Annotated in this window: 15 protein-coding genes; 8 read left to right on the top strand and 7 right to left on the bottom strand. The window is 69.8% G+C overall.

The window, feature by feature from the left end:
• Nucleotides 1–53: 53 nt before the first annotated feature.
• Together MKD38_RS10950 and MKD38_RS10945 are read left to right on the top strand one after the other, a co-directional pair.
• Nucleotides 54–1,649 carry a 3'-5' exonuclease family protein gene (locus MKD38_RS10950; RefSeq protein ID WP_252676705.1) on the top strand — a complete coding sequence of 532 codons (1,596 nt, stop codon included), beginning with the start codon at nt 54–56 and terminating at the stop codon, nt 1,647–1,649.
• 127 nt (nt 1,650–1,776) lie between these two features.
• A complete protein-coding gene (locus MKD38_RS10945) occupies nt 1,777–2,229 on the top strand; it encodes a hypothetical protein (RefSeq protein ID WP_252676703.1) in 453 nt (150 codons plus the stop codon).
• Nucleotides 2,230–2,263: 34 nt separating this feature from the next.
• Here MKD38_RS10945 and MKD38_RS10940 read toward each other — a convergent pair whose 3' ends face one another.
• On the bottom strand, nt 2,264–3,238 hold the full coding sequence (locus MKD38_RS10940) for a pyridoxamine 5'-phosphate oxidase family protein (RefSeq protein WP_252676701.1): 975 nt from the start codon (nt 3,236–3,238) through the stop codon (nt 2,264–2,266).
• Between the two features lie 50 nt (nt 3,239–3,288).
• Nucleotides 3,289–3,939 carry a glutathione S-transferase family protein gene (locus tag MKD38_RS10935; protein ID WP_252676699.1) on the bottom strand — a complete coding sequence of 217 codons (651 nt, stop codon included), beginning with the start codon at nt 3,937–3,939 and terminating at the stop codon, nt 3,289–3,291.
• 98 nt (nt 3,940–4,037) lie between these two features.
• On the opposite strand from MKD38_RS10935, the gene MKD38_RS10930 reads away from it, so the two are divergent.
• From MKD38_RS10930 to MKD38_RS10920, 3 genes are all read left to right on the top strand, one after another.
• On the top strand, nt 4,038–4,940 hold the full coding sequence (locus tag MKD38_RS10930) for a LysR family transcriptional regulator (protein ID WP_252676697.1): 903 nt from the start codon (nt 4,038–4,040) through the stop codon (nt 4,938–4,940).
• Between the two features lie 201 nt (nt 4,941–5,141).
• Nucleotides 5,142–5,828, top strand: coding sequence for a TetR/AcrR family transcriptional regulator (locus MKD38_RS10925; protein WP_252676695.1), 687 nt, complete (start codon nt 5,142–5,144; stop codon nt 5,826–5,828).
• A gap of 147 nt (nt 5,829–5,975) precedes the next feature.
• Nucleotides 5,976–6,650 carry a histidine phosphatase family protein gene (locus tag MKD38_RS10920; protein WP_115699912.1) on the top strand — a complete coding sequence of 225 codons (675 nt, stop codon included), beginning with the start codon at nt 5,976–5,978 and terminating at the stop codon, nt 6,648–6,650.
• Between the two features lie 169 nt (nt 6,651–6,819).
• On the opposite strand, the gene MKD38_RS10915 is transcribed toward MKD38_RS10920, so the two are convergent.
• The 3 genes from MKD38_RS10915 to MKD38_RS10905 form a co-directional block, all read right to left on the bottom strand.
• Nucleotides 6,820–7,995 carry an acetyl-CoA C-acetyltransferase gene (locus MKD38_RS10915; protein ID WP_252676693.1) on the bottom strand — a complete coding sequence of 392 codons (1,176 nt, stop codon included), beginning with the start codon at nt 7,993–7,995 and terminating at the stop codon, nt 6,820–6,822.
• Nucleotides 7,996–8,139: 144 nt separating this feature from the next.
• Nucleotides 8,140–8,607: a PaaI family thioesterase gene (locus MKD38_RS10910; protein WP_252676691.1), complete on the bottom strand. Its 468-nt coding sequence runs from the start codon at nt 8,605–8,607 to the stop codon at nt 8,140–8,142.
• Nucleotides 8,608–8,611: 4 nt separating this feature from the next.
• A complete protein-coding gene (locus MKD38_RS10905) occupies nt 8,612–9,613 on the bottom strand; it encodes an NAD(P)H-dependent flavin oxidoreductase (RefSeq protein WP_256504805.1) in 1,002 nt (333 codons plus the stop codon).
• A gap of 211 nt (nt 9,614–9,824) precedes the next feature.
• On the opposite strand from MKD38_RS10905, the gene MKD38_RS10900 reads away from it, so the two are divergent.
• The gene (locus MKD38_RS10900; protein WP_252676687.1) at nt 9,825–10,700 is read left to right on the top strand and encodes a crotonase/enoyl-CoA hydratase family protein; all 876 of its coding nucleotides are present in this window, start codon (nt 9,825–9,827) and stop codon (nt 10,698–10,700) included.
• Nucleotides 10,701–10,734: 34 nt separating this feature from the next.
• Nucleotides 10,735–11,406 carry a nitroreductase gene (locus MKD38_RS10895; RefSeq protein ID WP_252676685.1) on the top strand — a complete coding sequence of 224 codons (672 nt, stop codon included), beginning with the start codon at nt 10,735–10,737 and terminating at the stop codon, nt 11,404–11,406.
• A 9-nt stretch (nt 11,407–11,415) separates the two neighbouring features.
• Here the strand turns inward: MKD38_RS10895 and MKD38_RS10890 are convergent, their stop codons facing one another.
• Nucleotides 11,416–14,172 carry a winged helix-turn-helix domain-containing protein gene (locus MKD38_RS10890; protein WP_252676683.1) on the bottom strand — a complete coding sequence of 919 codons (2,757 nt, stop codon included), beginning with the start codon at nt 14,170–14,172 and terminating at the stop codon, nt 11,416–11,418.
• 170 nt (nt 14,173–14,342) lie between these two features.
• A complete protein-coding gene (locus MKD38_RS10885) occupies nt 14,343–15,890 on the bottom strand; it encodes an AMP-binding protein (protein WP_252676681.1) in 1,548 nt (515 codons plus the stop codon).
• Between the two features lie 266 nt (nt 15,891–16,156).
• Between MKD38_RS10885 and MKD38_RS10880 the strand changes: the two genes are divergently transcribed.
• Nucleotides 16,157–17,308, top strand: coding sequence for an acyl-CoA dehydrogenase family protein (locus MKD38_RS10880; RefSeq protein WP_252676679.1), 1,152 nt, complete (start codon nt 16,157–16,159; stop codon nt 17,306–17,308).
• The last annotated feature ends 8 nt before the right edge of the window (nt 17,309–17,316 follow it).

The following is a 17,316-nucleotide window of genomic DNA, read 5'->3' as shown; positions in this document are numbered from 1 at the left end:
GGGTAATTGAAAACTTCTTCGTGCCGCCATCGGCGGCCCCTTAAAATCGGCAAATGCCTGACCTGCCTACCTATCAACCGTCGCGCCTGCCAGCGGACGGCACTCGCCTGTTAGACGCCCAGTCGCTGGCCGCCGCATTGTCGCGCCCTATTGTCTTTGTCGACCTGGAGACCACCGGCGCGGACGCCCAGCGTGATCGCATCACCGAGATCGGCGTGGTCGAAGTGGGCCCCGACGGTATTGTCGAATGGGACACCCTGCTCGACCCCGGCATGTCGATCCCGCCGTTTATCCAGCGCATGACCGGCATCGGCGACGACATGGTGCGCGGGCAGCCCACCTTCGAATCCCTGGCCGAGTCGCTCGCCGAGCGCCTGCAGGGCCGCCTGTTCGTGGCCCATAACGCACGCTTCGACTACGGCTTCCTGAAGAACGCATTCCGGCGCGCCGGCGTGACGTTCCGGGCCGACGTGCTGTGCACCGTCAGGCTCTCGCGCTCGCTGTACCCGTCGGTCGAGCGCCATGGCCTGGACGCGCTGATCGCCCGCTTCGGCCTGACGCCCAAGGGCCGGCACCGCGCGCTGGCCGATGCGGAGCTGCTGTGGCAGTTCTGGCAGAAGATCCATGCCACCTATTCGGTCGACCTGGTGGAAGCGGCGGTGCGCACGCTGGTGCGGCGCGCCAGCCTGCCGGCCGGACTGGAAGAGACCGCGCTCGAAGACGTGCCCGCAACCCCGGGCGTCTATATCTTCTATGGCGACCAGGACGTGCCGCTCTATATCGGCAAGAGCGTGCACCTGCGCCAGCGCATCGGCGCGCATTTTTCCGGCGACTACCGCTACGGCAAGGATATGCGGCTGGCGCGGCTGGTGCGCCGGGTCGAATGGCGGGAAACCGGCGGCGAAACCGGCGCGCTGCTGCTGGAAGCCCGGCTGGTCAAGGCCATGCAGCCGGTGCACAACCAGCTGCTGCGCCGGAATACGCGCCTGTACGCCTGGGAGCTGCCGCAGCAGTTGCCGGTGCCGCGCCTGCGTTCGGATCGCGACACGGACTTCTGCCGCCATCGCGACCTGTTCGGCGTCTTCGGCAGCCGTGGCGCGGCCGAGGCACGCTTGCGCGCGCTGGCCGAGGAGCACGGCCTGTGCATGGCCACGCTGTCGCTGGAAAAGACCACGCGCCGTGGCAGCCCCTGCTTTGCGCGCCAGGTCCACCGCTGCGCCGGCGCCTGCGTCGGCGTGGAATCGTCGCGCGAACACCGTGCCCGTCTGGCCGCCGCGCTGGGGCCGATCGCGCTGGTGCCATGGCCGTTCGACGGCCCGGTGGCCTGGCGCGAGCAACACGGCGCGCGCGCCTGGTGGCATGTGGTTGACGAGTGGTGCTACCTGGGCTGCGCGGACACGCTGGAGGATGCCGGCGCACTGGCCACTGCGCCCGCGCATTTCGACCTGGACACCTACCAGATCCTGGCGCCGCGCCGGGAGCAATGGATGCCGGACGCGGTGCTCCTGTCCGTACGGCGGGATTTCACGCTGACCGCGCCGGAGACCGCCGCTGAAGCTCCGCGTCCTGCACGCCCGGTGTCGACGCCTGCTGCGCGCAAGTCCTTTGCCGCCGCAGAACAGCAAACCCTGGGCTTGTTTGCCGAGTAAGCATGCCTTGCCGTGGGGCCCGGCAATCTGTACGCCAGCCCCCACAACGCGCTTGCAAACGATGTGACAGCTCCACTAGTCTCCACAGACCGGCCCTTGCCGCCGGCTGCGCCGATGTGGAGCCCCCATGCCCGCCGATCCAGCCCCAGTTGCGTATGCCACCCGAACCGCGGCGCGCAGGCATGCGCGCGTCGCTGTCCTGTGCGCGGCGACCTTGGGGGCCACTTTGGCGGCGGCCTGTGCAGGTATCGGGACGGGCGCGATGCAAGACGTCATCGATTCCTGGAAGAGCATTCCGGTCGACGAAGCAAAGCGGCAGTGGGGTCCGCCGCAGGCGGTGCAGGCGCTTCCCGCCGGCACCGCCTACGTCTGGACCGATTCCGTGCCGGCCGCGCGGCCGCCAGGCAGCGGCCCGCGCGATGCCGGCATGGAGCGCACGCCTGCGCCGGGGCAATGCCAGCGCAAGCTGCTGACGGATCCCAATGGCATCGTGACCGGCGGTGAATGGCGCGGCGACGCCTGCTGCATCACCGCGCTGGCCGGCCGCTGCGCCGCGCTCAAATACCGGGCGCGCGGCTGAACCCGGCCATCGCCCGGCTCTCCTCCCGCCGCGCTCAGCGTTCCGGCCATGCGCCGGTATCGGCCAGCACCGGCGAGAACTCCCGAAAGGCGAAGCGCAGCGGCAGCACGCGCTCGCGCCGCACCACGCGCTCGACATGCAGCCGCACCAGCCGCTCGGCGCCAGCGAAGGCGGCCAGTGCCTCGCCCTCCCAGATCACTTCGGCGCGCCCATTCACATGCAGCAGCGAACCGTCGGCAAAATCCGGCACGACGATGCCCGCACGCGGGTCGGCCATCAGGTTGCCAACCGTGTTGAAGAAGTTGTTGCCGTTGAAATCCGGGAACGTCAGGGTATGGGCGTCGTCCACGCGGATAAAGCCAGGTTTGCCGCCGCGGTGCGAGACGTCGACACCGCCGGTGTGCTCGCCCTCGTCTTGCGGCGACGCGCTATGGCTGGACGCGATAAACAGCGTATCGGCGCCGCGCAGCCAGGCGCTGGCATGCGCGTCAAGCGCGTCGCCGTGCCATGTCGCGGGCGCGGCGGCAGGCTCGGCCGAGGCGACATCGCGCAGCTGGATGTAGCGCGGGCAATTGCCGAAGCTCTGCTCGACCTCGACCGTCAGCCCTGCCTGATCGCGCGCCACGATGATCCCGTTCATGCGGTTGCGCCGGCGCGTGGGCAGCTCGATGCCAAGCAGCCCGATGCGTGCGCCCTGCTCCAGCGCCGCGGCCAGCGGATCGCCGGGCAACGGCACGGCGTCGATGCGCAGATGCGTGGCGTCCGGCGTCTGCGCGAACCCGGGCGGTCCGACCAGCAGCGTGGCCCACGGCATGCCGTCGGCATCGACCGCGCCGGCCAGCAGGAACGGCAGTTGCGCGAAGAACGTGCGGTGCTGTTCCGGCATCTCGCCGCGGATCACGCGCGGACCCGCCGCGGCCATGCGCTCGCGCTTGCCGGCGCGCTGCTGTGCCGCGAGTTCGCCGGCGTGGAATGGCAGGCCGGCATGCGGCCAGGTGGGCAGGTCCATGATTGGCTCCTTCGCAACGTGAATGGCTTGACGCTCGCCGGGCGCAATGGCTAGGCGGCCACGCTGGGCTTCGATACCACCATCGGCACGAAGCCGGGCAATGCCTCGACGCGGCGCAGCCAGGCATTGAGCGCCGGGTACGGCGCCAGCGGCACGTTGCCTTCCTCGGCGCGAGCGATATAGCTGTAGGCGGCCACGTCGGCAATGGTGGCGTGATCGGCGGCGAGGAACGTGCCCTCGGCCAGCACCGATTCCATCAGCGTGAACAGCCGCTGCGCGCGGGCGACGGCATCTTCCATCGGCACCGGCCGCCCGAACAGCACGCCCAGGCGCGCGGCGGCCGGGCCGAACGCAATCTCGCCGGCCGCCACCGACAGCCAGCGCTGCACGCGCGCGGCACCGACCGGATCGCGCGGCAGCCAGCGGCCATCGTCATAGCGCGTGGCCAGGTAGACCAGGATCGCGTTGGAATCGCCCAGCACCACGCCGTCGTCGTCCAGCACCGGCACCTGGCCGAACGGGTTCAGGCGCAGGAAGGCCTCGCCGCGCTGCTCGCCGCCGCGCAGGTCGACGTCCACCAGCCGGTAGGGCAAGCCCAGCAGCCCCAGCATCAGTTCGGCGCGATGCGCGTGGCCGGACACCGGCGAACGGTACAACACCAGCGGCCTGGCGGGCACGGCGGGGGAATTGGTCTGTTGCATGGCACTCTCCTGAGCGGTTGGTATGGACGGATTCTCGGGGCCGGCGACACTGGAATAAATGGGGCCATTGGTATTTGACTACTCCAGAAAATGGAGTAATGTTTGGCGCCATGGACAAGCTACGTGCGATGCAGACCTTTGTGCGGATCGTCGACGAAGGCAGCCTGACGGCCGCAGCGGCGTCGCTGCATACCTCGTTGCCGGCGGTGGTGCGCACGCTGGCGGCGCTCGAATCCGAACTGCAGGTGCGGCTGCTCAACCGCACCACGCGGCGGCTCTCGCTGACCGCCGAGGGGCGCAGCTACCTGGACGGCTGCCGGCGCATCCTGGCCAATATCGACGAAGTCGAAGCCGGCCTGACGGAGAGCCATGTCGAGCCCAGCGGCCGGCTCACGCTGACCGCCTCGGTCCTGTTCGGCCAGATGTACGTGGCTCCGGCGGTGACGCGCTTCGTGCAGCGCTATCCGCGCGTGCGCTGCCGCATGGAATTCACCGACCGCGTGGTGAACCTGCTCGAGGAAGACCTGGACGTGGGGGTGCGCATCGGCCCGCTGGCCGACTCCACGCTGGTGGCGCAATCCGTCGGCCGCATCCGCCGCGTGGTGGTCGCCACGCCGGCCTATCTGCGCAAGCACGGCGTGCCGCGCCATCCGGACCAGCTGGCCAGCGCCAACTGTGTGCGCTTCACCGGCAACCATGCGCACTGGTGGTCGTTCCGCGACGGCGAACGCGAGTTCCATGTGCCGGTGTCGGGCAACCTGGAGTTCAACCAGACCGCGCCCGCCGTGGCCGCATGCGCGGCCGGTGCCGGCTTCGGCCATTTCCTGTCGTACCAGGTCGCGCAGCTGGTGGAAGAGCGCAAGCTGCGCATCGTGCTGGAAGACTTCGAGCTACCGGCGTGGCCGCTGTCGCTGATCTATCCCCACGCGCGGCTGCTGCCGGCGCGCACGCGCGCCTTTATCGACTGGATGCGCGACGAGCTGAGCCCGCGGTTCAGTTAAGCCTGGATCTCACGCGCTCGCATTCAGACTGTTCTGATTGATGGCCCGGGCAAAGCGCAAGGCACGCGGCCCGCACCGTCGTGCGCCGCACGGCATCCGTGCGCAACATTTGCAGGGCCAACCGACAAAACCTCTTGACGCGTTGCCGTGCGCACCGGTATTTTCAAATTCGAATCCGAATTCGAATACGGAAATATGACCATGTCAGCGACGCCTTCCAGCTTCCCCGCCAACGCTTCCTTCCCCCGTATCGACACCCCCTCGATCCTGCAGCCGCCCCGGCAGCGCCGTGCGCGCGAGACCGAACAGGCCTTGCTCGGCGCAGGCCGTGAACTGCTGGCGACGCGCGACTTCGCCGCGGTCTCGGTGGCGCAGATCGCAGCCTCGTGCCAGGTATCGGTGGGTGCCTTCTATGGGCGCTTCCGCGACAAGATGGCCTATTTCGAGGCGCTGCGAGCGCTGGTGATGGAAGAGACCTCCGCCTCGATTGACCGCTACCTGGCGCAGGAACGCTGGGAAGATGTCACCACACCGGTGCTGCTGGAAAAGACCGCGAGGTTCATGGTGCTCGGCACGCTGGCCAACCGCGGCGTGATGCGCGCGTCGCTGCGCCATGCCTCCACGCGTCCCGAGGAATGGCTGCCCCACCGCCAGAACGGTGAAGCGATCGTGGAGCGCATGGTGCAGCTGCTGGTGCCGCGCCTGCCGCTGCCCGCCGACACCGCCGAACTGCGCGTGCGCTTTGCCATGCAGGCCGTCTTCAGCGTGCTGGTCAATGCCGTGCTCAACGATTCCGGCCCGCTGCGCCTTGACGACGAGCGGCTGATCACCGAGCTGAGCCGCCTGATGGCTGGCTATCTCGACGTCAGGCCGGCCGCGGCGGCCTGAGCCTGCCTGGGTAATGCAGCCGGGCCATGGCTTCTATGAATTGCGCGGCGCTTGCTTGGCGGTGGCGCCGGCGCTCCCTAGAATGTGCCCACGCCCGGCCCCGCGCCGAGGCAGCCCTATCCGCCTCACTGCTTATCGGGACCGCTCATGGCCACGCTTTTCCTCGTCCGCCACGGACAAGCCTCGTTTGGCGCCGCCAACTACGACTGCCTGTCGCCCACCGGCCGGCAGCAGGCGCGCTGGCTTGGCGAATATTTCGCCGAACGCGGCGTCAGCTTCAGCCGGGTGGTGGCTGGCACGCTGGTGCGCCAGCAGGACACCGCCACGGAGATCCTGGCCGGCATGGGGCAGCCGCAGGCCGCGGTGATCTCGCATCCCGGCCTGAACGAATACGACGGCGAGGCACTGTACCGCTGCCACACCGGCGGCGCCGACCACCGCGCGCACCAGAACTCCGACTACAACGACTACTGGCGCACCTTCCGCGCGGCCTACGCGGCCTGGACGCAGGACGGGCTCGCGGAAATGCCCGAGAGCTGGACCGACTTCGGCGCGCGCATTGCCGGCGCGCTGGCGCAGGCCAGCGAGGGCACCACGCGCGAGGACGCCATCCTGGTGGTCAGCTCGGGTGGCGCCATCGGCCGCGCCACCGCCGACCTGCTCGGCGCGCCGGCGCAGGCCGCGATCGAGATGAACCTGCAATTCCGCAATACCGCGTTCTGCGAGATCATCGTCGGCCGCGGCGTGCAGCGGCTGCTGAGCTTCAACAACGTGCCCCACCTCGAGCGTGCCGACCGGCGCAGCGCCGTGACCTTCGCCTGACGCGCATTACGAGATCGGCGTTCTTCGCCACCAAATGACAATGGCCGCGATTTCGCGGCCATTCCTTTTTCTACTCCGGCTGCTGGCGCGGGCACTTTGACATGCCCGCGCCGCCGGTCCTTCTCCCTTTACTGCTCTTTATCGTGCTCTGTGCCGCTGCGCCGCTGCTTTACAACCGCTCGACGATGGTCACGTTGGCCAGCCCGCCGCCCTCGCACATGGTCTGCAGGCCGTAGCGCTTGCCATGCGTATGCAGCGCATGGACCAGCGTGGTCATCAGCTTGGCGCCGGAGCCGCCGAGCGGGTGGCCCAGCGCGATCGCGCCGCCATGCACGTTCAGGCGTTCCGGATCGGCGCCGGTGGCCTTGAGCCAGGCCAGCGGCACCGGCGCAAAGGCTTCGTTGACTTCGAACAGGTCGATATCGCCGATGCGCAGGCCGGCGCGCTTGAGCGCCACTTCGGTGGCCGGCAGCGGCGCTTCCAGCATCACCACCGGGTCATGGCCGATCACGGTCATGCTGTGCACGCGCGCCAGCGGCTTGACGCCCAGCTTCTTCAGGCCGGCTTCGTTGACCACCATCAGGCCCGCGGCGCCGTCGCAGATCTGGCTGGCGCTGGCAGCGGTGACGCGGCCGCCTTCGGCGATCAGCTTGACGCTGCCGATGCTTTCCAGCGTGGCGTCGTAGCGGATGCCTTCGTCGGTGGTGTGCCTCTCGCCGTTGGCGCCATCGGCGGTGCGCACTTCCACCGGCAGGATCTCGGCGCTGAAGCGGCCGGCCTTGGTGGCGGCGATGGCGCGCTGGTGGCTTTGCAGCGCGTAGGTGTCGAGCTGTTCGCGCGACAGCTCGTACTTGCGCGCGATCATCTCGGCGCCGGTGAACTGGCTGAATTGCACGCCGGGGTAGCGCGATTCGACGCCCGGGCTCTTGGGCACGCCGAAGCCGTTCTTGGCCGGCAGCTGCGAGGACAGGCCCATCGGCACGCGCGTCATGCTTTCGACGCCGGCGGCGATGACGATGTCCATCGCGCCCGACATCACCGCCTGTGCGGCAAAGTGCAGGGCCTGCTGCGACGAACCGCACTGGCGGTCGACCGAGGTGCCCGGCACGCTTTCCGGCAGGCGCGAGGCCAGGATGGCATTGCGCGCGACGTTGCCGGCCTGCTCGCCGACCTGGCTCACGCAGCCCATGATGACGTCTTCGACCAGCGCCGGGTCGGCGCCGGTGCGCTCCACCAGTGCGTCGAGCACCTGCGCGGCCAGGTCGGCCGGATGCCAGCCCGACAGCTTGCCGCCCTTGCGGCCGCCGGCGGTACGGACCGCCGCGACGATGTATGCCTCTGCCATGTGATCTCCTTGGTTCGGTGCAGGCCGCCGGGGCAGCCCTTGTGTTGTGCGGGATGCCGGCGCGGGTGCCGGCAGCATCGATGGCTATTGTTGCGCCGCGGGTCGCGGCCAGCGTCGTCGGAAGCGACGAAGTTGCCGCACCGCTCAGGCGCGCGGCGCCAGCACCGCGAAGATCGCCGTGGCGCGCAGCAGGCAGCGCTCGCCACTGAACAGCCGGCAGGTGCCGTAGCGCAGCCGCGAGCCGAGCTTGTCGAATTCCACGCGGGCTTCGACCCAGTCGCCCGGGCGCGCCGAATCGAGATAGTCGAGGCTCAGGTTGACCGTGACCGCGCTTTTGGCGCGGCCGGTTTCCAGCGACATCATCATGCCGATGGCGGTATCGGCCAGCGTCGCCAGCATGCCGCCGTGCGGGATACCCAGGTTGTTCAAATGGCTCTCGTCGATGCGCACCGCCAGCGTGCGGCGAGCCGCGTGCAGATAGAGCTGGCCGAAGCCGGCCATGTAGCCGCTCATCCGGCGCAGCGGGACAAAGCCTTCGGGCACGTCGGCGCCGGTTTCGGCCGGCGCGGCGATGGCGCGGGTCAGCGCCGCCTCGATTTCCGCCTCGGCCATGGCGTCAGGCAAAGTAGCGCGAGGCCACGCTGAGGTGTTCGCGGCAATCGGCCACCATGCGCGTGATCAGTTCTTCGCAGCTGGGCACGTCGTCGATCAGGCCCACGCACTGGCCGGCGCTGATGATGCCGCCGTCGGTCTCGCCCGCCTTGAGCGCGGCCTTGCCGCGCACGCCGGCAACCAGGTGCTTGACGTCCTCGAACTGCGCGCCGCCGGGACGGCGTTCGATGCTTACCACTTCGTCCGACACGGCGTTCTTGAGCACGCGCGCGGTGTTGTGCAGGGTGCGGAAGATCAGGTTGGTGTCGCGCTCGCTGGCTTGCACCAGCGCCTGCTTGACGTTGTCGTGGATCGGCGCCTCGCGCGTGGCGCAGAAGCGCGTGCCCATGTTGACGCCCTCGGCGCCCAGTGCCAGCGCGGCCGCCATGCCGCGCCCGTCGGCGATGCCGCCCGAGGCGATCACCGGGATCGACAGCTTGCGCACCGCCTGCGGGATCAGCACCATGCCGGGCACATCGTCCTCGCCCGGATGGCCGGCGCACTCGAAGCCGTCGATCGAGACCGCGTCCACGCCCAGCCGCTCGGCCGACAGCGCATGGCGCACCGCCACGCACTTGTGGATCACCTTGATGCCCGCGGCCTTGGCCCGCGCGATATGCTCCTTGGGGTTGTTGCCGGCGGTCTCCAGCACCTTGATGCCGCTCTCGATGATGACGTCGAGGTAGCGCGCGTACGGCGGCGGGTTGATCGACGGCAGCAGGGTCAGGTTCACGCCGAACGGCTTGTCGGTCATCTCGCGGCAGCGGCGGATCTCGGCGGCGAGGTCCTCGGGCGTCGGCTGCGTCAGCGCCGTCAGGATGCCCAGGCCGCCCGCGTTGGAAACGGCGGCTGCCATTTCGGCGTAGCCAACCCATTGCATGCCGCCCTGGATGATCGGGTAGCGGATGCCAAGCAGTTCGGTGATGCGTGTCTTCATGGTGGTCCCTTTTGCTGTCTGTGCCGGCAGGGGCAACGGCGCAATGTCGCGATGTGCCGGTCCTGCCGCCTGATCGGCATCAGTCTACGGCGGCGCGCGCCGTCCCAGCCTCGTCGGAAGCGACGATTGCGGGCGGCGCAATCTGCACTAGTGTTGGGCGAGCCCCGCCCCCGCTGCCGGCGCCTGTTCCGCTTGCCCCGGCACTCCGGCATCCCTTCCTACCTCCCAGCAGGAGTCCCGCATGACGCCAGCCACGCCTTCGTTCGAAACCCTGCGCTATGCCGTTGAAGACGGCGTCGCCACCATCACCCTGCACCGCCCGGACCAGCTCAACGCCTTCACCGCGCAGATGATGCACGAGCTGATCGCCGCGTTCGACGCCACCGATGCCGACGACAACGTGCGCGCGGTGATCGTCACCGGCTCCGGCCGCGCGTTCTGCGCCGGCGCCGACCTGTCGGGCGGCAGCTCCACCTTCGATTTCGAGAAGCGCTATGGCGCCAGCCCCGACACCGCGCATCGCGACGGCGGCGGGCGCGTGTCGCTGCGCATCTTCCGCAGCCTCAAGCCGGTGATTGCCGCAGTCAATGGCGCCGCGGTCGGCGTGGGCGTAACCATGCAGTTGCCGATGGATATCCGGCTGGCGTCGACCGACGCCAAGTTCGGCTTTGTCTTTGCGCGCCGCGGCATCACGCCGGAAGCGGCGTCGTCGTGGTTCCTGTCGCGCGTGGTCGGGATCTCGACCGCGCTGGAGTGGTGCTATACCGGCCGCGTGTTCTCGGCCCAGGAGGCGCACGAACGCGGCCTGGTGCGCTCGCTGCACGCGCCCGAAGACCTGTTGCCGGCGGCGCAGGCGATTGCCCGCGAGATCGCCGCCAATTCCGCTCCGGTGTCGGTGGCGATCTCGCGCCAGCTGATCTGGCGCATGGCCGGCGCCAGCCACCCGATGGAAGCGCACAAGCTCGACAGCCGCGCGATCCAGTCGCGTGGACGCTCCGCCGACGTGAAGGAAGGCGTCAGCGCGTTCCTGGAAAAGCGCCCCGCCGCGTTCCCGGAGACCGTGTCGCACGACATGCCCGACTTCTTCGACTGGACCGGCGAGCCGCTCTTCGCCTGATGCGCCCGCGTCGATCCCTGTTTCCGGAGTCCCGATGAAAGTCAGCCAAGCCGTCTCCAGCCGCAAGTCCGTCCGCGGCTTCCTGCCCCGGGCCGTGGCGCCCGACACCATCCGCCGCGTGCTCGACGCCGCGGCGCGCGCGCCGTCCGGCGGCAACCTACAGCCGTGGCACATCCATGTGGTCGGCGGCGAGGCGCTGGAGCGGCTGCGCGGCATCATGCGCGAACGCATCGCCGCGGCCCCCGCCGGCGAAGCGCGCGAGTACGACATCTATCCGCGCGAGCTGGTCTCGCCCTATCGCGAGCGCCGCTTCCAGGTGGGCGAGGCGCTCTACCAGCACCTCGACATCCCGCGCGAGGACAAGGCCCGGCGGCTGGCGCAGTTCGCCAGCAACTTCACCTTCTTCGGCGCGCCGCTGGCGCTGTTCTGCACCGTGGACCGGCGCATGGGCCCGCCGCAATGGTCGGACCTGGGCATGTACCTGCAGACAGTCATGCTGCTGCTGCGCGAAGAAGGCCTGGACAGCTGCGCGCAGGAGTGCTGGGCGATGTATCCGCAGACCATCGCCGCATTCCTGTCGCTGCCGGCCGAGCGGATGCTGTTCAGCGGCATGGCGATCGGCTACGAAGATCCCGAGGCGCCCGCCAACCGGCTGCGCGCCAGGCGCGCGCCGCTGACGGAATTCACCGAATTCATCGGTATCTGAGCCGGAGGGTCAGAGCAGGCCGAGCTGGCGCGCGATCGCGACCGCCTGGGTGCGGTTGCTGGCGTGCAGCTTGGCGCTGATATTGCGCAGGTGCGTGCGCACCGTGGTCTCGGACACGAACAGGCGCTCGGCCATGGCGACGTTGGAGTAGCCCTCGGCCAGCAGGTGCAGCACCTTCTGCTCCTTGGGCGTCAGTGGCTCGACCAGCGCCGCCGGCGCAGGCCGGCCGGCGCCGGGCGGCTCCGCGGCGGCCTGGCCGCAAGCCTGCAGCAGCTTTTCGACGTAAGGGGCCGGCAGGCTGGCCGCCTGGCGCGCGCACGCGTCGGCCACCAGCCGGCGCACATCGTCGCCCTCGTCGGTGAAGATGCGGACAAAGCCTTCGGCCGCGCCGAAGCGCAGCGCCTCGCCCATCACCACCAGCGCATGCGCGCCGTCGCCGCTGCGCTGCCACGCCTGCGCCAGCAGGATGCGCAGCTTGAGCGCGCGGCGCATCAGCTGGTTGCCCGCGGCGGCCGCAAGTTCGCGCTCGATGGCTTCGCGCACCGGCGTGCCCGGGCGCGCGTACAGGTCCAGCCGCAGCCGGCCCAGCGTGATGTCCTCGACATCGCTGGCAAACGAGCTGACGCCGGGACGCGTGCGCCACAGCGCCGGCTCGGCGGCGCGCTCGATCGCCTCCTGCGCGGCATGCACATTGCCCTGGCGCAGCGCCAGCCGGGCACGCTCAAGCATCGCCGCCATCACCAGCCGCGTCAGGCCGCGATGGTGGCCCAGCGCTTCGAGCTGGGCCAGCCATTCGTGGGCCTGGTCGGTCTCGCGGCGCTCGAAGGCGATGCGGGCCAGCACCGCGTGGCCGGTGATGATCTGGTCAGGCAGGCCGAGGTCGCGCGAGAGCGGCAGGTAGACGTTGAGCAGACGGCTGGCACGCTCGGAATCGCCGCTCTCGTACAGGCCCTCGGCCAGCAGGATGCCGGCCATGGCGTTGCCGTTGGTGGGCCCGAAGCGGTTCGGCAGCATCGTGCTGGCGGCGATGCGGAAGCGCGCCAGGGCCTGCTGCAGCCGACCCTGGCGCAGATCGATCAGCCCTTCGACGGACTCCGAGAAGATCTTGTTGAAATTGCTGTCGGACCCGCGCACCGCGTGCCGCGCCACCTGCAGCAGCCGGCGCGCCTCGGGATAGTCGCCGGCCACCGCGGCCAGCCGCGCCATCGAGGTGGCCAGAATCGCGTCGGGGAAGGCATAGCCCATCGGCAACGGTGGCAGCTCGTTGCGGGCGAAGGCGCGCGCGTCGTCGAAGCGGTCCATCATGTTCAGCAACATGTGGCGCAACGCGCGGATATGCGCCAGCAGGTCGCCGGCCGCACCCTCGGTGGGGATCTGCTGCAGCAGCGCGATGGCTTCGGCCGGCCCGCGCGTGAACGACACCGCCCACACGCGCGCGATCTGCAGCTTGGGCAGGCGGGCCAGGTCCTCGGCGGGCACCGACTCCAGCCAGCGCGTCAGCAACCGCATGCGGCCCTGCGCCAGCAGGTCGTCGGCGGCGCTGTCGAGCAACTGCAGCGCATGCGCCAGCGCACCGGCAGCGAAGGCGTGTTCGATGGCGGGCACTAGCCGCCCCTGCGACTCATACCAGCGCGACGCCGACAGGTGCAGCTGCGGCACCGACTCCGGCATGGCCTGCGCCAGCTGCGCGCGCAGGAAACCGGAAAACAGGCTGTGATAGCGATACCACTGCTCGGGCGCGGCGCCGGAGCCGCGTTCGCCATAGCGTTCGCTCTCCAGCGGCAGCAGGAACAGGTTGGCGCGCTCGAGCCAGGCGAGGATCTCCTCGCTGCTGCCCGCGGCGGGCTGGCAGACCGCGTCGCACAACGGCCCGCATAACTGATCCAGGATCGAGGTGCGCAGCAGGAAGTCGCGCACCGCTTCGGGCAGGTGCAGGAAGACATCTTCGACCAGGTAATCGGCAATGGCCGCGTTCGAGCCCGAGAAGCCGGCGATAAAGCCCTCCGGCTGGGTGCGCCGCTCCAGCGCCACCGACGCCAGCCACAGCGCCGTGGCCCAACCCTCGGTGCGCCGGTGCAGCACGCTGATGGCGGCCTGCTCCAGCTTCAGCCCGCGCGCCTGGCGCAGGAACGATGCGGTCTCGTCGGCGGAAAAGCGCAGCTGCGCCGGCTCGATCTCGAGCAGCTCGCCGCGCGCGCGCAAGCGTGCCAGCCCGGTTTCGGGCACCCAGCGCGTGCCGATCACCACGCGGCAGCCGGGCGGCAGGCTTTCCACCAGTTGCCAGACCAGTCCCGCCACGGCAGCGTTCTGCACCGCTTCGAAATCATCGAGGAACAGCGTGAACTCGCCGTGATGGCTGGCGAGGCGGTCGATCAGCGCCAGCGCCTGCTCGCCCGGGTCCTGCGCCAGCGCCTGGCGCGCGGACCGGTCCGGCCCGCCGCTGCCGAGGCCCTGGGCGATGGCAGCCTCGATCGAACCGAGGAAGCGCGAGGCGTCATTGTCCGAGCGGTCCAGTGTCAGCCACGCGGTGCGGCCGCCGGCGGATTCGAGCCGCGCGCGGCACTGGAGCATGGCGGTGGTCTTGCCGAAGCCGGCGGGTGCGCGCACCAGCACCAGCTTGACAAAGCCCGCCGCGCACACGGCATCGCAGATTGCCGTGCGCTGGACCTGGAACGGGGTCAGCAGCGGCGGGCGCAGCTTGGCGGCCAGCGATGCCGCGCCGGCGGGTGGCGGCGTGCGCCGTCCGGTCTCCTCGATACTTGCCATTGGCTGTCAGTGGTCTCCCGCACATCGCGGCCCTTGGCGGGCGCGCCATGCGCCCCCGGCGCTGCAGGATGCAGGCGGGCGGCCGTGGCTGTGGTGTAGCGAGGCATTATGACGTAAACCGCTGCGCTGGCGAAAACGCGGGCAGCGGCCCGGCACCGCTTGCCGCGGTCTCACACCAGCTTGCTGGCGTGTCCGGCCCAGTAGCGGTCGCGCAGCAGCCGCTTGAGCAGCTTGCCGGTGGGCAGGCGCGGCAACTCGGGCTCGAAGTCGACCGAGCGCGGGCACTTGATGGCAGACAGGTTGGCGCGGCAGAACGCGATCAGCTCGGCCGCCAGCTCGGGCCCGGCCTGCCCCATGTCGGCGGGCTGCACCACGGCCTTGACCTCTTCGCCGAAATCCTCGTTGGGCACGCCGATCACGGCGACATCCATCACCTTCGGATGCGTCATCAGCAGGTTCTCGGCCTCTTGCGGGTAGATGTTGACGCCGCCGGAGATGATCATGTTGGCCTTGCGGTCGGTCAGGTAAAGATAGCCATCCGCGTCCACGTAGCCGACATCGCCGATGGTGCTCCAGTCCGGATGCTGCGGATGGCGCGTCTCCGCGGTCTTGGCCTCGTCGTTGTGGTACGTGAACGGGCGGCCCTCGGCAAAGTAGATCGTGCCCGGCTCGCCCGGCGGCAGCAGCGCGCCGTCCGGCCCGCAGATGCGCAGCTTGCCGACCATGGCGCGCCCGACCGTGCCCTTGCGTTCCTGCCATTGCGGCGTGTCGACCACGGTCACGCCGTTGCCCTCGGTGCCGGCGTAGTACTCCCAGATCACCGGCCCCCACCACGCGATCATCGCTTCCTTCACCTGCACCGGGCACGGTGCGGCGGCGTGGATCGCCACGCGCAGCGACGACACGTCATAGCCCTGTCGCTGCGCCTCGGGCAGCTTGAGCATGCGCGAGAACATCGTGGGCACCAGTTGCGTATGCGTGATGCGGTGTTGCTGCACCAGCCGCAGGTACTGCTCGGCATCGAAGTGCTCCATCACCACCGCAGTGCCGCCCAGCGCCTGCACCGACATGGTGTAGCGCAGCGGTGCCGCGTGGTACAGCGGCGCGGGCGACAGGTAGCGCGTGTCGGCATCGAAGCCGTAGAGCCGCTGGCACAGCGTGGTCAGCGTGGTCGGCGCGTCGATGTCGGGGCTCGACGGCGGCGCGTACACGCCTTTGGGCCGGCCGGTGGTGCCCGATGAATACAGCATGTCGCCGCCGGTCACCTCGTCTGCGATGCGCGTGGCCGGACAATCGGCCAGCGCGGTCTCGTAGGCGTCGTATCCGGGCACCGTGCCATCCAGCATCAGGCGCGCCTGCAGCACCAGCGTCTGCCCGCTCAGCGCCGCTGCAATCTCCGCCTGGGCGTGCGTGGTGACCAGCATGCGCGCGCCGCTGTCATTGACGATATAGGCGGCGTCGGCTGCGTTCAGGCGCGTGCTCAGGCAGATATAGACGATGCCGCTGCGCTGCGCACCCCAGCACAGCTCGAACAGCCGCGGATGGTTCTCCACCATGAAGGCCACGCGGTCGCCGGGCCGCACGCCGAGCTTGCGGAACAGGTGGGCGACCTGGTTCGAGCGCTGGTCCAGCTCGCGGTAGGTGACGACGGCGCCGCTGCCGCCCATGATGACGGCGGGCTTGTCGGGCGTGCGCTGCGCGTGGATGTGCGGATGCATGGCGTGGAGCTCCTCGACTGGAATGGTGGGTGGGCGGATGCCGATCCCGCATTCTCGGAACCCTGGCCGGTTCGACCATCGTCGGAAGCGACGAAGCGGCACGGCCGCGTTTTGCCGCAGCGCCGCAAAAGAAGGCGCCCTCCGGCCCCACCTTCCGCCCCCACTTCAGCTTCGTCCGATGCGACGATGCGCCGCCCGCCGGCCTGGCCGGAAGATGCCCGCCAGACTACCGCCCTTACGCCTCACCCTTATCCGAAGGAGCCAAGGTGGATTTCCAGTTCAGCGAAGAACAGTCGATGCTGCGCGACACGCTCGCGCGTTACCTGGCCGATCACTACGATTTCGAAGCCCGCCGCGCGGCGGCGCAGTCCGCGGCGGGTTGGCGCCCGGACTGCTGGCACGCGTTTGCGCGCGACCTGGGCATCCTGGGCGCCGCGTTTCCCGAGCACCTCGGCGGCCTCGGCGGCGGCGCCGTCGAGCACATGGTGGTGATGGAACAGCTTGGCCGCCACCTGGTGCTGGAGCCCTACCTCGGCACCATGGTGCTGGGCGGCGGCGCGCTGTTGCACGGCAGCCCCGAGCTGGCGGCGCAGTGGATTCCGGCCATCATCGGCGGCGAGGCCACGGTGGGTTGGGCCCATGCCGAGCCCGCCAGCCGCTACTGCCGGCACGCCGTCCAGGCCAGCGCCACGCGCCAGGGCGACGGCTACCGGCTCAGCGGCCACAAGCACGCGGTGGCCGGCGCACCCTTCGCCTCGCATCTGCTGGTCAGCGCCCGCAGCAGCGGCACGCGCCGCGACCAGCGCGGCATCAGCCTGTTCTGGATCGCGCGCGACACGCCGGGCGTGACGCTGCGCGACTATCCCACCTTCGACGGCCAGCGCGCCGCCGAGGTGCTGCTCGACAACGTGCAGGTGCCGGCCAGCCAGCGCATCGGCGCTGAAGGCGAAGCGCTGGCACTGATCGAGCAGCTGTGCGACCACGCCATGGTCGCGCTGGCCGCCGAAGCCAATGGCGCGATGGCGCGCATGCTGGCCGACACCATCGACTACGCGCGCCAGCGCAAGCAGTTCGGCGTGCCAATCGGCACCTTCCAGGTGCTGCAGCATCGCATGGCCGACATGTACATGCAGCTGGAGCAATCGGTGGCACTGACGCAGGTGGCCGCCATGCAGGCCGCCAGCGCTGCGCCCGTGCGCGCGCAGGCCGCGTGCGCCGCGAAGATCCAGGCCGGCCAGGCGGGCGCCTTCGTCGGCCAGGGCGCGGTGCAGATCCACGGCGGCATGGGCGTGACCGAGGAACTGGCCGTGGGCCACTACTTCAAGCGCGTCACGGCGATCGACCTGCAGTTCGGCTCGGCCGAGCACCACCTGCGCCGCTATGCCGACCTGCTCTATCCCGCCCGGGCCGCGGCCTGAAGCCGCCC

The sequence above is a fragment of the Cupriavidus sp. WGlv3 genome, from assembly GCF_023952475.1.
In the GTDB taxonomy this organism is placed as follows: Bacteria; Pseudomonadota; Gammaproteobacteria; order Burkholderiales; family Burkholderiaceae; genus Cupriavidus; species Cupriavidus phytorum.
Note: the sequence above shows the minus strand (reverse complement) of the source record. Positions and strands in the feature narration are given on the sequence as shown.

Excerpts from the sequence above, each read along its gene's own strand:
- MKD38_RS10950 (WP_252676705.1), top strand. The coding sequence starts at position 54 with ATGCCTGACCTGCCTACCTATCAACCGTCGCGCCTGCCAGCGGACGGC.
- MKD38_RS10945 (WP_252676703.1), top strand. The coding sequence starts at position 1,777 with ATGCCCGCCGATCCAGCCCCAGTTGCGTATGCCACCCGAACCGCGGCG.
- MKD38_RS10940 (WP_252676701.1), bottom strand. The coding sequence starts at position 3,238 with ATGGACCTGCCCACCTGGCCGCATGCCGGCCTGCCATTCCACGCCGGC.
- MKD38_RS10935 (WP_252676699.1), bottom strand. The coding sequence starts at position 3,939 with ATGCAACAGACCAATTCCCCCGCCGTGCCCGCCAGGCCGCTGGTGTTG.
- MKD38_RS10930 (WP_252676697.1), top strand. The coding sequence starts at position 4,038 with ATGTTTGGCGCCATGGACAAGCTACGTGCGATGCAGACCTTTGTGCGG.
- MKD38_RS10925 (WP_252676695.1), top strand. The coding sequence starts at position 5,142 with ATGTCAGCGACGCCTTCCAGCTTCCCCGCCAACGCTTCCTTCCCCCGT.
- MKD38_RS10920 (WP_115699912.1), top strand. The coding sequence starts at position 5,976 with ATGGCCACGCTTTTCCTCGTCCGCCACGGACAAGCCTCGTTTGGCGCC.
- MKD38_RS10915 (WP_252676693.1), bottom strand. The coding sequence starts at position 7,995 with ATGGCAGAGGCATACATCGTCGCGGCGGTCCGTACCGCCGGCGGCCGC.
- MKD38_RS10910 (WP_252676691.1), bottom strand. The coding sequence starts at position 8,607 with ATGGCCGAGGCGGAAATCGAGGCGGCGCTGACCCGCGCCATCGCCGCG.
- MKD38_RS10900 (WP_252676687.1), top strand. The coding sequence starts at position 9,825 with ATGACGCCAGCCACGCCTTCGTTCGAAACCCTGCGCTATGCCGTTGAA.
- MKD38_RS10895 (WP_252676685.1), top strand. The coding sequence starts at position 10,735 with ATGAAAGTCAGCCAAGCCGTCTCCAGCCGCAAGTCCGTCCGCGGCTTC.
- MKD38_RS10890 (WP_252676683.1), bottom strand. The coding sequence starts at position 14,172 with ATGGCAAGTATCGAGGAGACCGGACGGCGCACGCCGCCACCCGCCGGC.
- MKD38_RS10885 (WP_252676681.1), bottom strand. The coding sequence starts at position 15,890 with ATGCATCCGCACATCCACGCGCAGCGCACGCCCGACAAGCCCGCCGTC.